The organism is Pseudomonas sp. ASL9 (genome assembly GCF_056680335.1).
This window is the reverse complement of sequence record NZ_CM155277.1, coordinates 4,669,396-4,684,483: the sequence shown is the minus strand read 5'-3', so window position 1 is coordinate 4,684,483 and position 15,088 is coordinate 4,669,396. Positions and strand designations below refer to the sequence as shown.

The following is a 15,088-nucleotide window of genomic DNA, read 5'->3' as shown; positions in this document are numbered from 1 at the left end:
GGCGCATCAGCACCTCGTCCTGGCCTGGTCATGAAAAAAACGCATGACGCCCTGCACCCTTTGGAAACAGTGAAGGATTGGCAGTGGCCGAATGGCCGGAGAACCTGATGACCAGCACCTCAAGAGAGCTACGCGACATCCCCGCCGGTACCGCTCTGCTCAAGCGCTACCAGGCCATTCGAAACCGGACCGAGAACCTGATCGCACCACTGAGCGCTGAGGACATGGTCGTTCAGTCCATGCCGGACGCAAGCCCCGCCAAGTGGCACATAGCGCATACCACCTGGTTCTTCGAGACGTTTTTGCTGGCCGAAAACGTCGCCGATTATTGCCCCTTCGATCCAGCATTCGGTTACCTGTTCAACTCCTACTATGAAGCCGTCGGCCCCCGTCATCCCCGGCCACAACGCGGGCTGATGACACGTCCGACCCTGGACAGGGTTCTGGCCTACCGCAAGCACGTCGATGAACACATGCGAACCTTGCTTCAATCCGAGCTGCCCGATACCGTTTCCGATCTGGTTGAACTGGGTCTGGCCCATGAGGAGCAGCACCAAGAGTTGTTGCTGATGGACATCCTGCACCTGTTCAGCATGTCCTCACTCAAGCCTGCCTATGACCCACGTTGGGCTAAAGAGGTGTCCGGACGTCGCGGTCTGTTCAAACCGCTCAAAGGTGGCCTGACCCAAATAGGCCACAAGGGCATAGGTTTTGCCTTCGACAATGAAGGGCCGAGGCATACCCTCTACTTGCAATCGTTCGAAATCAGCGACCGTCTGGTGACCAACGGCGAATGGCTGGCGTTCATGGCAGACGGCGGCTATACCAAGGCCGGACTGTGGTTGTCGGACGGCTGGGCGGTAGTGCAGGAAAATGGCTGGAACGCACCGCTCTATTGGCAACACGATGAACACGGCTGGCGCCAGATGACCCTGCGCGGGTTGGAGGCTATTGATCCGGCAGCGCCGGTGATCAGCATCAGCTATTACGAAGCCGCAGCCTTTGCCCTCTGGGCCGACGCACGTCTACCCACGGAAGCCGAATGGGAAGTTGCAGCGGAGGCCGGGCTGCTTGAGCAGGTTGATGACGTCGCCTGGCAATGGACCCAAAGTGCCTACAATGCCTATCCAGGGTTTCACCCGGCGTCCAGCGCGGTAGGCGAATACAACGGCAAGTTCATGATCAACCTGATGGTCCTTCGCGGTGGCGCCAGCGTCACCTCCCCCGGCCACGCCCGCACCACCTACCGCAACTTTTTCCACCCGGAAAAGCGCTGGATGTTTTCCGGTTTACGACTGGCCCGCGATGCACGCCAGCCCGGCGTAGTGAAAAGCCACGACAGCGAATTCGCCCGCGACGTGATTGCCGGGCTGTCGGCGTCGCTGAAAAACCTGTCACCCAAGTACTTCTATGATGCTGCTGGCTCCGAGTTGTTCGAGGCCATCTGCGAGACCCCCGAGTACTACCCGACTCGCGCCGAAACCGGTCTGTTGACCCAGGTTGCCCGGCAGATTTCCGATGCAATTCCCGAGGGCGCGGCCCTGGTGGAGTTCGGCAGTGGTGCCAGCGAGAAAACCCGATTGCTGCTCGACGCCGCGCCGCAGATAGCGCTGTACGTACCCATCGACATCAGCGCCAATGCGCTGAAGAAGGCCGCCGCGCTGCTGAAAAAAAGCTACCCGGCATTGAGCGTTGCCCCCCAGATAGACGACTTCAGTCGGGCCCTGCGATTGCCAGCCGAGGTTGCCGGACACGCGTGCGTGGGGTTCTTCCCGGGCTCGACCATCGGCAATTTCACCCATCAGCAAGCGACGAAATTTCTGCGTTCGACCCATGCACTGCTGGGCAAACACGCTCACTTCATCGTCGGGGTAGACATGGTCAAGGACGCCGACACCCTGGTCGCGGCGTACAACGATGCTGAAGGCATCACGGCGCGCTTCAACAAGAACCTGTTGACCCGTATCAACCGCGAACTCGATGGCGATTTCAACGTTGAGGTTTTCGACCATCTGGCGCTCTGGAACGAAACCGAGGAACGCATAGAGATGTATTTGGAGAGCCGCCGCGAACACGTCGTAAAGGTCGCTGGCCACACCTTCCACTTCAGCGCTGGCGAACGCCTGCACACAGAGAACTCACACAAGTTCACCGTCGAATCGTTTACCGCACTGGCGGCGGATGCCAACTGGTCAGTGAGTGATTACTGGGTGAGCGAAGCCCCGCAAGTGGCGCTGTTCTGCTTGAAGGCGAGGTAGACGATTCAAGGCGTCCGGCACGTGTTAAACCGAGCGGGCCCGGCGGGCTTCGTTGCGTTGCAACGTGGCGCTTGGCGTCTCGCCGAACAGCTTGCGGTATTCGCTGGAAAAGCGTCCAAGGTGAGTAAACCCCCAGCCCATGGCGATCACCGAAATATTGCGCGCCGAACGGTCTTCGAGCATTTCCTGGCGGACCGCGCTGAGCACGGCCATCCTGCAAGGTGGATGCCCGCGCCAACGGTCAACGCCTGGACTACCTGCCCGGGCAGTACGCACGCTTGCACATACCGGGCAGTGAATCGAAGCGTTCCTATTCTGGTGGCGGGCGGCACCGGGCTGTCGGCCTTGCTGGGCATGCTCGATGACATCGCCGAACGCGGCGGCTGCGGTCAGCCGGTGCATCTGTACTACGGCGTTCGCGATGCTGCCGCTCCGGCCTTCTGGAGAAGGGACCTTGCCGTAATTCGATACTCAATTCATTCCAAACCCCAAAGGCAGATCAAAATCTCTGTAGGAGTAACCGGGACGCGCAGTCTTGTTCGCGAAGGCGGCGTACCTGACACGCCGCCACCCATCGCGACACACAAATCAAAACCAGTTTGCTGCGCGACAGCGCGGCGTCGAAGACGCGGCGAGGCGAGGCCTCCCACAGATGACCGCATACCCTGTGGGAGCAGGCTTGCAACTACGCGTTCCGCTGCGAAGAGGCCCGCCCAAGCAAAAACGCATCGCCCTGCTGCACAATTCCCGATTGTCTTTTGCAAATTTGCACTGTTAGCATCCGGGGATATTTCTCGTTCCAAACGAGAAGCAGAACAATAAAGCCGCAGAGAGATAGCCATGACTGCCCAGGATTTATCCGTTGGAACTGACGACGCCGTGCTCGCCACAGTTCGCAACCATATCGGCCACTTGACCCTCAACCGCCCTGCCGGCTTGAACGCTCTCACCCTGGACATGGTCCGCCTGCTGCAAGATCAGCTCGACGCCTGGGCGCAGGATGATGACGTGTACGCCGTGGTCTTGCGCGGCAGCGGCGATAAGGCTTTTTGCGCCGGTGGCGATATTCGCTCGTTGTACGACAGCTACAAGGCCGGCCAAACCCTGCACCTGGACTTTTTTGCCGAGGAATACGCCCTCGACCTGACCATTCACCACTACCGAAAACCGGTGTTGGCGCTGATGGATGGTTATGTACTCGGCGGCGGCATGGGGTTGGCGCAAGGTGCCGACTTGCGGGTTATCACCGAACGCAGCCGACTGGCGATGCCGGAAGTCGCCATCGGTTATTTCCCGGACGTGGGCGGTAGTTATTTTCTGTCGCGAGTACAAGGCGAGCTGGGGGTTTACCTTGGCGTCACCGGCGTACAGATTCGTGCAGCGGATGCGCTTTATTGCGGGTTGGCCGATTGGTACCTCAACAGCGAAGTTTTACCGCACCTGGACCAGCAACTGGACAGCCTGGTGTGGAATGGCAACGCGCTGAAAGATTTACAAAGCCTGCTGGCGAAAAACGCCGTGCAGCAATTACCCGATGCGCCCCTGGAAAAGCTGCGACCGGTCATCGACCATTTCTTCGGCCTGCCGGATGTCCCGAGCATCATCGAACAACTGCGTGAAGTCACCATCGCTAACAGTCACGATTGGGCGATGAGTACCGCAGCCCTGATGGAAACCCGCTCGCCGCTGGCAATGTCGGTGACCCTGGAGATGCTGCGTCGCGGTCGCCATTTGCCGCTTGAAGCCTGCTTCGCTCTGGAGCTGCACCTGGATCGCCAGTGGTTCGAACACGGCGATCTGATCGAAGGCGTCCGCGCGCTGATCATCGACAAAGATAAAAATCCACAGTGGAATCCACCCACCGTGCAGGCGCTCAGTGCCGAGCATGTCCAAAGCTTCTTTAACGGCCATGAGGGCTAAGCCATGCACGACCTTGAACTGACAGAAGAACAGGTAATGATTCGCGACATGGCGCGCGACTTCGCCCGCAACGAAATCGCACCCTATGCCCAGGCGTGGGAAAAAGCCGGCTGGATCGATGACACCCTGGTCGCCAAGATGGGCGAATTGGGCCTGCTGGGGATGGTGGTCCCGGAAGAATGGGGCGGCACTTATGTCGATTACGTGGCCTACGCCCTTGCCGTGGAAGAGATCTCCGCAGGCGATGGCGCCACAGGTGCGCTCATGAGCATTCACAACTCGGTGGGCTGCGGTCCGGTGCTCAATTACGGTACCGAGGCGCAAAAGCAGACGTGGTTGGCACAACTGGCCAGCGGCCAGGCCATCGGCTGTTTTGCCCTGACTGAACCCCAGGCCGGCTCCGAAGCGCACAACCTGCGCACCCGCGCTGAGTTGCAGGGCGATGAATGGGTCATCAATGGTTCCAAGCAGTTCGTCAGCAACGGCAAACGCGCCAAGCTGGCCATTGTCTTCGCCGTGACCGATCCCGAATTGGGCAAAAAAGGCCTGTCGGCGTTTCTGGTGCCGACCGACACCGCGGGCTTCGTGGTGGACCGTACTGAACACAAGATGGGCATTCGCGCGTCAGACACCTGCGCCGTGACCTTGAGCAATTGCCACATCCCCGCCGCCAATCTGCTGGGCGAGCGTGGCAAGGGCCTGGCCATTGCCCTGTCCAACCTCGAAGGCGGACGCATAGGCATTGCCGCACAAGCACTGGGCATTGCCCGCGCCGCGTTCGACGCAGCATTGGCGTATGCACGCGAGCGGGTGCAGTTCGACAAGCCGATCATCGAGCACCAAAGCGTCTCGAACATGCTCGCCGACATGCACACCCAACTCAACGCTGCACGCCTGCTGATTCTGCACGCGGCTCGCTTGCGCAGCGCGGGCAAACCCTGCTTGTCGGAAGCGTCACAAGCCAAGCTGTTCGCGTCGGAAATGGCTGAGAAAGTCTGTTCCAAAGCCATGCAGATCCACGGCGGCTATGGCTACCTGGAAGACTATCCGGTGGAACGCTATTACCGGGATGCGCGAATCACCCAGATCTACGAAGGCTCCAGTGAAATCCAGCGTTTGGTCATCGCCCGTGAGTTGCGGCATTACACGATTTGATTCGCGGGTAAAAGAGTTGGAACGAGCCGCTTTTTCAAGCGGCTCTTTTTCAACGCAGCCTCAATGCACCCGAAAAACAGTTCAAGGGGCGAACTGCTTGCGTCCCAACAACGTGATGAGAAGGCCCAAAGAGTCAGCGTTTCCCAGCATTATTTCGCTACGCTTTTCAGCATTGGCCAGAAAAACCGGGCGAGCGTCTACCAGTTTTTTTTGTCCGGTGACGTTCAGAACGAATTGCTTACCCTCCCCTTCATCATTGATATCTTGCCACCGGCCGTTTTTAAAGTGTTTGAACAGCTGATTGGCCGGGGTCTGATGCGAAAGATAGCGATGATGCAGCTCCTCCAGATCGGATTTGATCCGAACCTGGTCCGGCGTGCTGCTGGCCAACAGATCGAGGAAAGGGGCCGTAGACTCCAGGTAAGCGATATCGTGCGTGTCATTGCTTAGGTGAGACAGTTCGTGGATGAGTACAGCCGCTCGATAATGGGTACTCAGATTGAAACCCGCTCTGCCAACGGCTGGAGGCTTGAGGTCATATTTCGAAACATCAAAGAACCGCTCGCTCAGGTATATACGCTGGAGTGGATCAGCCTTAAGCGTGAACGCGACAGTGGTTTCGTACCCTGCCCGATTCAATCCCATGACAAACCGGGGTGAAGAATAAGGTGCCAAAGAGACATCCATCACGGCGTTGAACAAGCCTGTTGTCGACTTTTTGATTGCGTCGACAAGCCCTGCACTCGGCGTCTGTACACCAAAGAACTCGTTAATGATTTGGTTGACCTGTGCATTGAGCGGTGCAGCGGGCGTCCGCACGTTCAGGTTTTCCAGGCAGCTCTCGAGATAGTGTTTGGATTGCAGATGGGCGCGACCAATCCTGCGCGCGTGGTCTCGATACCTCAAACGTATCGCGGGCATTCCACTGGCCAGCACCCCGAACGTCTGATCGACCGCTGCGTCGACTTCATTGAGAGTGAAAGCATCAGGCGATTTGGGCCGAGTGAGAAGCCCTCCTCCACCCCTCAGCCCCCAACGCACATTGAGCTCCCATTGCTGATGATCATTGAGTTTCAGGTTCGGCCCAACGTTGTCACCACTGACGATGCGCCAGCCCCCCTCATCCTGTAGCTGTACCTGATAAACCTTGCCGGCGACAGCCGCATATTTTTTCAGCGTCAAGGGCGCCTGGTAAAGGTTGTACAGCTCATCTTTCATCAAATCGCTCAATGCGATATCGGACGCTTCAAACGCTTGCAAACGGACTTTTACGTCTGGAGGCAATTGAGCATTTCGCCAGGAAAATTCTAGCGGCGAGTCAAGGTCTCTCAGCACCTCAATGGCTGGTTCGTCGACCTCCGGCGCTGACTGTTTGGCCGAAATAAAAACGGCCAAAGCAGCGGTAAACTCCGACACTGCCTCGCCCCAGTGTCGACTGACGGCCGAGGTGGCTGATGATTGAAGTAACGATAGCGCTTGCCAGTTAGCAACCAGCAGGCCGAGATCGCCAGGCAGAAAAATAAGGACCTGCTCGGCCTGAAGTGTCATCAGATACGTGAACGACTCCCAATCAGCCTGGGCGGTGGTCACTGTCTGCTTTTTCGCTATTTCCTTGAGTACGCTCACGGCATCACTGAACAGATACTGCAAAACGTTGCCCTCAACCGGTTCGCTGTCCAGGGTGACAGGCCCTAATGGAAACATTGGGAAATCCGTATAGAACTCGGTACTCCACACCGGTGGCAGAAGGAAGCTGTGATGGCCATAACGCGTCTGCACCTCGGGTGTGACACGCTGCATAAGCTGCGTCTGCAGACTGCTCGATGTACGTATGTCCTGCAGCAGGCTGGCGTTGTCAGCGTACTCCTTGAAGCAAAAATTCTGATTAAAAATCGAATACAGGATCACCGGACCCTGAGATGAATCCTTTGGGCCTATGACGTAAAAGCCGGGCACACTATCCGCCGTGGCACCCGCCTGTGCGATCAGTCGAAGCGGACACAGGACAATGTCCTCTTCATGTACAGGTTGCCGGGCAAGACCATCAGGCATGTCCATCAGGCCCTGTATGTAATCGTAGGCACTGGCACTGAGCTGCTCTTCAAGCTTTTGCTGAAGAGCAGTTTCGATCATCAGCCCTGGCAACTGCTTGAAAAATAAACCTCTGCGGAGACTGTGGTCCGGATGACTGCTGTCCAATTTTTGCGCCAGCAGTTGCTGATAATGCGCTCCCACATCCAGCGTGTGGATCAACCCCCTAAGGTAGGTGGGCGTCAACAGCAGGGAAGCCGGACTTTCTTCAGTTGAACTCACCGCCAGGCTCGCCCCCTGGATCGTCGAAAAATGATTAAGCGAGTATTCGGTCAATGTTTCGGTGCTGACGTCGGTCACAGCGGGCAGGAAAGAAGGCGTCTGTCCAGTCCCCACCGGGGTTCCAACGTATCGCGTAAGGGTTATCTGCAAGGTGTCCGGGTCGAACGACTGGCCGGGGAAGTCGATACCCAACTGGCCGAGTATTTTTTCGCGGGCGTACGCCTTTAGGTAAGGAATGCCGAATAAAAAATCTTTTTTCGGATTACCGACCCGGTAGTAACGCTTGAGTACGTCGGCATACTTCTGCAAGTCCTCAATCGAGGCTTTTTTCATCCAGTCCGGCAGTTGCGCTTCGAACAGAGCTCGCTGAATTGCGCCTGACATGGCATCCAGCGCTGCATCCATCTGGTCATTAGCCTGGGCAGCGGTTACGAGGTTGCTGAGCAGTTTCGTCTCCACACGGCAGCGCGTTGCGAATTGAACTGCGTGTTCGACAGCCTTGCATTGTCGGTCCTGCTCAACCCGTTGCAACTGCTCAATAAAATGCTCATCCAACTGAACAGTGTCGATAGACATCCGGTTGCCATTGGTGTGCTCCAGGTGCTTGCGGATCATGCCCTGTTCAGGCTCGGGAAAAAAATCCAGCCACTGCTCGCGGTGGTGAGTGCTTACCAGCTTGGCAACCAACAATTGCTTGAGATCAACAAGTGAGTCGAATCGACGTATACCCAACAATGGAGACCAGAGCACTACACCAGGGGGGGCGAGTGAGGGTTGATGCAGCATGAAAAGGCTGGTCATCTGCACCGACGGAAGCGTCTCGTCATAGGTGTACGACAGGGCACAGACTTCGACGATGGCGTCGCCAAACACCCGGCGCAGGCTGCGCACGGGGTAACTCAGCACTTGCTCGACCATAACCTGCTCTTGCTGATCGAGTTCGTCCAGACGGCCCTCCAGATCCAGCTCCAGGCGAAGCAGCCCTGCCGTTATTTCGCACGACAACGCCCCAGGGTGCAATTGGGTATTGACCTGACGCAGTGCGTGCGTGTGGAACCGCTTGGTCTGGCGTGCCAGCGCCGCGGAAAACTGGGCGTGCGCGTATTTCAGCAGATGATCGACCAACGCCGGTGTCAGCAGTGTGACGGGGCCCGTCTGCGCAATAGTTGCCGGGGCAAGGATAATCCGACTGTCGACGGGCACATCAGCCGCTCGATGACCACTCACTCGGTCGAGCAGCAGGGTGACCAGATCGACGGGGGCCGTTGTCGGACTGACTACGACAGGCGGGGCTTCTGCAGTATCTCTCAGCGCCTCGACAGGCAGCGCCTCAATGAGCTGCACTTGAACATCCTTCGCATCCAGACGCCCCTCACCCAGGATGGCCAACTGCTTGTTCAGCACATCGCGGGCGCAGGATTCGATACTCGGGTGCGCTTGCCAGATAAGTCGGGCATCGCCATCGAGCGTCTGCATCAGTTCTTGCCAGGATGGACGGAGCCCGGAGGTTTCGGCCTTGGCAGGTGGTAGTGCCAGTGGGATCGAGGGTGCCTGGGGCCATGTTTCATCGAACGTGCCCGGTACCTCGCGCCATCGACCGCCGCCTCCAAGCCGCGACAGGCGATGGTCAATCAGATGACGAATATCCAATGCATCGTCAATCATGACGGCAGCCTGATTGCGGTCCTTGCGAGGCTGACCGATAACGAAAGCCAGATTAAGGCCCTGCAAGGCGATGACCGAATCGATTCGATCCAGAAACAAGGGCCCATCGATGTTTTCATACGCCAACTGCAACCTGGCCGGCGTAAGCACCCGAACATGATCGTCCAACGACAGGTATTGCAGCAGCTCTGTGCGTCCTTCGTCTGTGTCGAAATGCGCGTTTAATGCCGCTCGATCTAGAAACGAACGCAGTCCCTTTTCGACTGAATAGAGCAACAGTTCCGACAGCGACGGCACAACCGATTCCATCATAAATACGCCCGCCAGCGTCGACGGCTCTCGATTATCAAGAGACAGCGTGAGTTTCCTGAGGTGAACCTGACCGCCATCGCCCCATTGTTCAAGAGACGGATCTAACAGTGAACTCAGTCGTCGAAACTCATGAGCGTCGAGCGTGGCGTCGTGCCTGCGTGCCAGTAGCTCCTGTCGGAAGCATTCGGCCAACGCAGCAGCAACGTATTCACGACGCGTCTGGCCATGGCCGACCGGTGACCACCAAAAATGACCCAGTCGATTAACAAAAGACGTTTGCAGCCCCTTGACCGTGTCAGACAGCGCTTGTTGTTGAGGTTGCGCCTCATGCGGGTCAAGGGTTGTACCCAACGGACCCAGAAAGCGCCGCTCAGTACCTTGCGGCAATTCCCGTCCGATGTACTCGTCCAGTGCAGCATCCACGAGCGACTGGACGCCCGTGACATCCTTCACTGACGACTGCGCTGTTGATTGGATGATCTGCAGCAAGTGCGTCGAAGGATCGATCGACGTCCCGGGTATTGCGGCCTTGATCTGCTCTTGCAGGGTATATTTCAGTACCGCTTGCAGTGAGGGGATCTGCTCTAAATGCTGGGCCAGTTCAACGATTTTTTCCACTTGGTGATCGATGATTTTCAGCATTCGATACTCAAACAACGGCTCGTCGATCAATTGATCTTCAAACGTTGGCACAGCACTTGTTCGCGATCCGAAACGTTTCAGCAATATGGCGAGTAATTGTTCTCGATCCTCGAATCGCTCCAAGCCATACAGCAGGGTACTGAGGTAAACGGTGGTATCGCTCGATGGGTAGCTGATCTGCACCGCAGCAGCCAGTTCAACGTCAGTGGGCAGACCACCGGTTTTGATCACGCTGTCCAGACGCGGTGGTATCACCGTCCCGACCAGAGCAGATGGACTCACCAGCGTTCGCAACCAGCGCGCTTCGTCCTCGTCGATATGTTCGGTGAGGACGGCGTCGGTCAGGTCCTGGGAAAATCTGTCTTTGAGCGATTCGGTATGGAAGTACGGGCGAGAGGGGGATGTCATGGCAAGTTTCCTTTTGCGCTGAAAACCACCACGCCGAACGAATTCCGCGACGGTGGTTGAACGTGAAAGAGAAACTTACCGAAGTACCACGCTCGCCCTGCGGTACATAACGCAAGGCGGCGTTTTCCAGAGGGGACACCCTTGCCGGGCACCGGCAGTGTCCGCAGGCGGTTGACGCACTGCCTTCAGGCATTAAACCTTCCTAAGCAGCTCGACCCATGCCGCAAACGCATTGATAAACGTCTGCAGGAAGGGTTTGGTTTGCTCGGACAACGTGCCCGCCGCATCGAAAAAAGTCCCGGCATTGCTCAGATACGCTTCTGGTTGCTGCATGCACGGTACATTCAGAAAAACCATGGATTGACGCAAATGATGGTTAGCGCCGAAACCGCCGACGGCCCCCGGCGAGGCACTGATCACGGCGCCCGGCTTGCCGGCCCAGGCACTTTTGCCATACGGGCGCGAACCCACGTCGATGGCGTTTTTCAGGACGCCCGGCACCGAACGGTTATATTCCGGGCTGACAAACAGCACGCCATCGGCTGCGCTGATTTGTTGGCGAAACGCCGTATAGGCGGCGGGCGGCGTAGCCGTATCGATATCTTCGTTATAGAGGGGCAAATCGCCAATTTCGACGATGTTCAACTTCAGGCTGCTGGGGGCCAACGCTATCAATGCAAGCGCGACCTTACGGTTGATCGAGTCTTTTCTCAGACTGCCGACAACAACAGCGATCGTATAGACCTGGCTCATGAGGATTTCCGCCTACTGATTAAGGGAGGTTTCAGTTATAGATGAAGGCGAGAGTTTAGTCTGGTTTTCGGAGCCGATAATTGCGATTGAGCCTTCAAAAACGCCGCGCAGAGCGAACTGCCACGCGCAGGCCAACGGCTCAAACTATTTTTTCAACGCCGGAAAACTCGCCTATAAAACAGCGGTCTGAAAGACATGGGTGTTGCAACTGAACCAATTCGTTCAGACTTACCTTACAAGTGGGCGTCGATTGTCAGCGCGCAGTGTTAGCATGTCAGTGCAAATGAGCGGTTATCTTCAGAGGTTACAAAGCAAATGGCTTCAGTTCTCGTCCGACATTTTCATGCAAGAGATGCGGAAGGCCGCGTCTACTCGGTGCATGAATTCCAGGAATCACAGCCCGATGCGGCCAGCGGCACGGAGCCTGTTTCGACCTACCGTCTGGCCATTGGCGATCGAGTTACTCATTTGGGCGGAGACGACTTCGAGTTGCTTCAGTCCGGCGTAAAAATGACCCGCACTCCCTGAGTCGGGAGTGCCGGGTTGTTGCCTGCGCTAAATCGCCTGGTTACCTGCGCGCCGCTTTAACGTCCTGAATTAAGTTGGGCGCAGGCGGCGATTCAGGTCTCTCTTTTTAGTGATGATCAAATTGGCGCGTTTGCGCTTTCTATAAATCACAATCGCCACCACCAATCCCAACACGATCAACCCGGCCGCCCACTCCAGATAAGGCATCGCGGTAATCAATAGCGGCACATCGCCTCCTCGGCGCATCTTCTCGATATCCCCCTCCGTCACCGACAGCTTCGGATTACCGAACGTTTGCAGACTGTAGTTTGCAATCGCCGCAATCTGTTGATTGTTCAGTTGATCGGCAAATGCCGGCATGCTGACTTCCAGGTCAGCCCCTTTACGGTCAATGCCCGCAATAATAGTCATGATCAGGTTATTAGCCTGCGTACCGTTGAGCGCACGGTTCTGGCTCAGTGACGGGTAAAACCTGTCTCCCGTGCCCTGTCCGTCTCGACCATGGCAACTGGAGCAGGCCGAATTATAGAGCCGCGCCCCATCAGTACCGCTCGAGTCCGCCAGCGAAAGCTGATCGCCCTGTCCTGTCTCCAGGGTGCTCATGTCCACCGGTTTGACCTCGCGTAGGGCGACGCTGGTCTGCTGCGGGTCGCGAATCGCGGGCACCGTTTTCAAATAGGCGGCCATGGCCTGCAAATCATCATCGCCGAGGTAGCGGAAGCTATTCTCTACGGCTTCAGCCATGCCGCCAGCGGCTTGGGCCTTGTCAGCGAGATGGCCGTTTTTCAGAAACCGGACCAAGCCATCATCGCTCCAGCCACCCAGCCCGCTGACCTCGTCCGACGTAATATTGGGCGCAACCCAGCCGCCCAGCGCGGCACCCGCAAGGTACTGACTGTTATTTTCGGCCATCAACACATTACGCGGCGTATGGCAGGCACCGCAGTGAGCCAGGCTGTCGACGAGGTAGCGGCCACGATTGACCTGATCGGACACTTGCGCATTGGGCTTAAAGCCATGACCGTCGAGGAACAGCAGGTTCCAGCCGAACATCGCCTGACGAATATTGAACGGAAACGCCAGATGGGTTTGCGCAACCGCTTTGTCCACCGGCTTCACGCCCTGCTGCAGGTAAGCATACAGCGCGTGAACATCCTGATCACTCATGCCCTGGTAGGAGGTATAAGGCATTGCCGGGTACAGATGCTTGCCTTGGGCATTGATACCCTTACGCAGGGCGTCGGCAAATTGCTGCTCGGTGTAGTTGCCGATCCCGAAGTCCCTGGAGGGCGTTATGTTGCTGGCAACGATCTTGCCCATGGGCGAATCGATGACATAACCCCCGGCAAAATCCTCACCACCTTTCTCAGCGGTGCGGTGGCACGCAGCACAGTCCGCCGCTCGGGCGATGTACGCGCCCTGCTTGATCAGCGCGGGGTCATCTGCTGCGGCAAATGCCAGGGATGACGACAGGAGGCTACAGAGCGCGACCCGTTTGAATAACAGCCGACCCTGACGATGGAGCCTATTCATGGGCGGTTTCCTAAATTTCACGGGCGATGATGTCGGCGAGGCGAATGCTCAAGGCCACACCGGTCAGCGTCGGATTGATCGTCCCTGACGCAGGAATGACCCCGGTGGTCGCGAGGAATAGATTGACGTGGTCGTGGGTCCGACATTCGTGATTGACCACTGAGTCTTTCGGGTCCGCCCCCATGATAACGGTGCCCATCAGGTGATCACGGTTCTGCCAACCCGTGTTATCCGTCACGACCGTGCCCCCCATGAGGCGGACAAAATCCTTGTAGTCTTCGTCGACACCCACCTTGGCCGCTTTGACGTAATCGTCCACTTCATAATTGACCACCAGCATGGGTATTCCGAGGGCATCTTTGCGCGTGGTACTGGGGCGAACCGTATTGGTCGACCGTGGCAAGGTTTCGTAAACAGTCGATATATCAACCCAACGCGCTGCATCGTGGCGTATCTGATTATCGAGCTGCTTGCCGAACACACCTTGGCCGATCAACCGTCTGGCGACGGCGGCGTTAGGGACGTTGTTGGATATGGCATGTTTGACCGAGGCGCGCTCCTTGCGAAAGTCCCCATCACGGCGATTGAAAATACCGCCCTGCTGCACGGCACCCCGTCCCGGCCAGACAGGTTCATCCGCGAGGAATTGCAAGCCCATGCCAGTGTGATCCATCAAGTTACGACCCACCTGATCGGACGAATTGGCCACCTCGGAGATCAACAACAGTTTCGGTGTTTCCAGACCATGGGCGGCGACCACGAAATATTTGGCGGTCAACCGAACGTCATCCCCCTTGGAGCTTCGATAGTGCAGCGCGATGATCTTGTCATCGGCACCCTTCTCCAGTTTGTACGCGGTGGCGTCAGTGATCAGTTTGGCCCCGGCCTGTTGAGCATGGCGGGCATGTACGTCACCGCTGTACATGGCCCCGATTGGGCACACCGGCATGCAATTGTTATTGCCGCTACAGGGGGGACGTCCATCATACGGCTGAGTCGCCCGGCCATTGGGCTCGTGGATGAAGTGATAACCGGCAGGAGACAGGCGCGCTTTAAGCCGCTGAAACAGGTACGTATCGCCTTCGGGCAGCATGGGGTAGGGACTGGAGCGCGGCGGAAACGCATCGCCGTCATGCCCGCTCTGGTCATCCGTATCGCTGCCGCAAACCCCCAGCGCCACTTCAGCGCGAACATAGTAGGGTTCCAACTCACTGTATTCCATCGGCCAGTCGCGGCCGACGCCATACAAGGTCTTCAACTTCATGTCATTGGGCAGGTAGCGCCAGCACGCTGCCGCCCAGTGCCACGTTGTTCCGCCCACCAGTTTCAACATGCCCGGACGGAAATCAAACGACCCTGTGTTCTCGATATAGTCTTCATCGTAGGAGTGATGAGCCCAAGGCTCATTGGGATAAGGAGCGTTGTAGTTGCTTTTGTTCGACGCATTACGGAAGTTCTCGACAATCTTCCAGCGGGGAATATGCACACCCGCTTCCAGAATAATCACAGACTTGCCTTGTTTGGCCAATTCAAAAGCGGCATTGCTGCCCAGCGCCCCTGAACCTACAACGATCACATCGGCATCAAAGGACTGATTCATG

Annotated in this window: 8 protein-coding genes and 2 pseudogenes; 5 read left to right on the top strand and 5 right to left on the bottom strand. The window is 57.2% G+C overall.

The genetic code is table 11. From position 1 onward, the window contains the following. Nucleotides 1–83 precede the first annotated feature (83 nt). The gene (egtB, locus tag AC1ME2_RS21610) at nucleotides 84–2,258 is read left to right on the top strand and encodes an ergothioneine biosynthesis protein EgtB (protein WP_480436641.1); all 2,175 of its coding nucleotides are present in this window, start codon (nucleotides 84–86) and stop codon (nucleotides 2,256–2,258) included. Between the two features lie 24 nt (nucleotides 2,259–2,282). Here egtB and AC1ME2_RS21605 read toward each other — a convergent pair. Next, a pseudogene (locus tag AC1ME2_RS21605) lies at nucleotides 2,283–2,462 on the bottom strand (helix-turn-helix domain-containing protein); the annotation flags it as partial. A 17-nt stretch (nucleotides 2,463–2,479) separates the two neighbouring features. On the opposite strand from AC1ME2_RS21605, the pseudogene antC reads away from it, so the two are divergent. The 3 genes and pseudogenes from antC to AC1ME2_RS21590 form a co-directional block, all read left to right on the top strand. Further along, a pseudogene (gene antC / locus AC1ME2_RS21600) lies at nucleotides 2,480–2,684 on the top strand (anthranilate 1,2-dioxygenase electron transfer component AntC); the annotation flags it as partial. A gap of 414 nt (nucleotides 2,685–3,098) precedes the next feature. Further along, nucleotides 3,099–4,178 carry an enoyl-CoA hydratase/isomerase family protein gene (locus AC1ME2_RS21595; RefSeq protein ID WP_480436640.1) on the top strand — a complete coding sequence of 360 codons (1,080 nt, stop codon included), beginning with the start codon at nucleotides 3,099–3,101 and terminating at the stop codon, nucleotides 4,176–4,178. Nucleotides 4,179–4,181: 3 nt separating this feature from the next. Next, nucleotides 4,182–5,333, top strand: a complete 1,152-nt coding sequence (locus AC1ME2_RS21590) for an acyl-CoA dehydrogenase family protein (RefSeq protein WP_480436638.1) — start codon at nucleotides 4,182–4,184, stop codon at nucleotides 5,331–5,333. Nucleotides 5,334–5,414: 81 nt separating this feature from the next. On the opposite strand, the gene AC1ME2_RS21585 is transcribed toward AC1ME2_RS21590, so the two are convergent. Further along, complete coding sequence (locus tag AC1ME2_RS21585; protein WP_480436637.1) at nucleotides 5,415–10,673, bottom strand: dermonecrotic toxin domain-containing protein; 5,259 nt, start codon at nucleotides 10,671–10,673, stop codon at nucleotides 5,415–5,417. Nucleotides 10,674–10,865: 192 nt separating this feature from the next. Then, on the bottom strand, nucleotides 10,866–11,426 hold the full coding sequence (locus AC1ME2_RS21580; protein ID WP_480436636.1) for an NADPH-dependent FMN reductase: 561 nt from the start codon (nucleotides 11,424–11,426) through the stop codon (nucleotides 10,866–10,868). A gap of 315 nt (nucleotides 11,427–11,741) precedes the next feature. On the opposite strand from AC1ME2_RS21580, the gene AC1ME2_RS21575 reads away from it, so the two are divergent. Beyond that, nucleotides 11,742–11,954, top strand: a complete 213-nt coding sequence (locus AC1ME2_RS21575) for a hypothetical protein (RefSeq protein WP_480436633.1) — start codon at nucleotides 11,742–11,744, stop codon at nucleotides 11,952–11,954. A 69-nt stretch (nucleotides 11,955–12,023) separates the two neighbouring features. On the opposite strand, the gene AC1ME2_RS21570 is transcribed toward AC1ME2_RS21575, so the two are convergent. Both AC1ME2_RS21570 and AC1ME2_RS21565 read right to left on the bottom strand, forming a co-directional pair. Next, entirely contained in the window at nucleotides 12,024–13,487 is a 1,464-nt protein-coding gene (locus AC1ME2_RS21570; protein WP_480436631.1) for a c-type cytochrome, read from the bottom strand. A 10-nt stretch (nucleotides 13,488–13,497) separates the two neighbouring features. Further along, on the bottom strand, nucleotides 13,498–15,087 hold the full coding sequence (locus AC1ME2_RS21565) for a GMC family oxidoreductase (RefSeq protein ID WP_480436630.1): 1,590 nt from the start codon (nucleotides 15,085–15,087) through the stop codon (nucleotides 13,498–13,500). Between the last annotated feature and the right edge of the window lies 1 nt (nucleotide 15,088).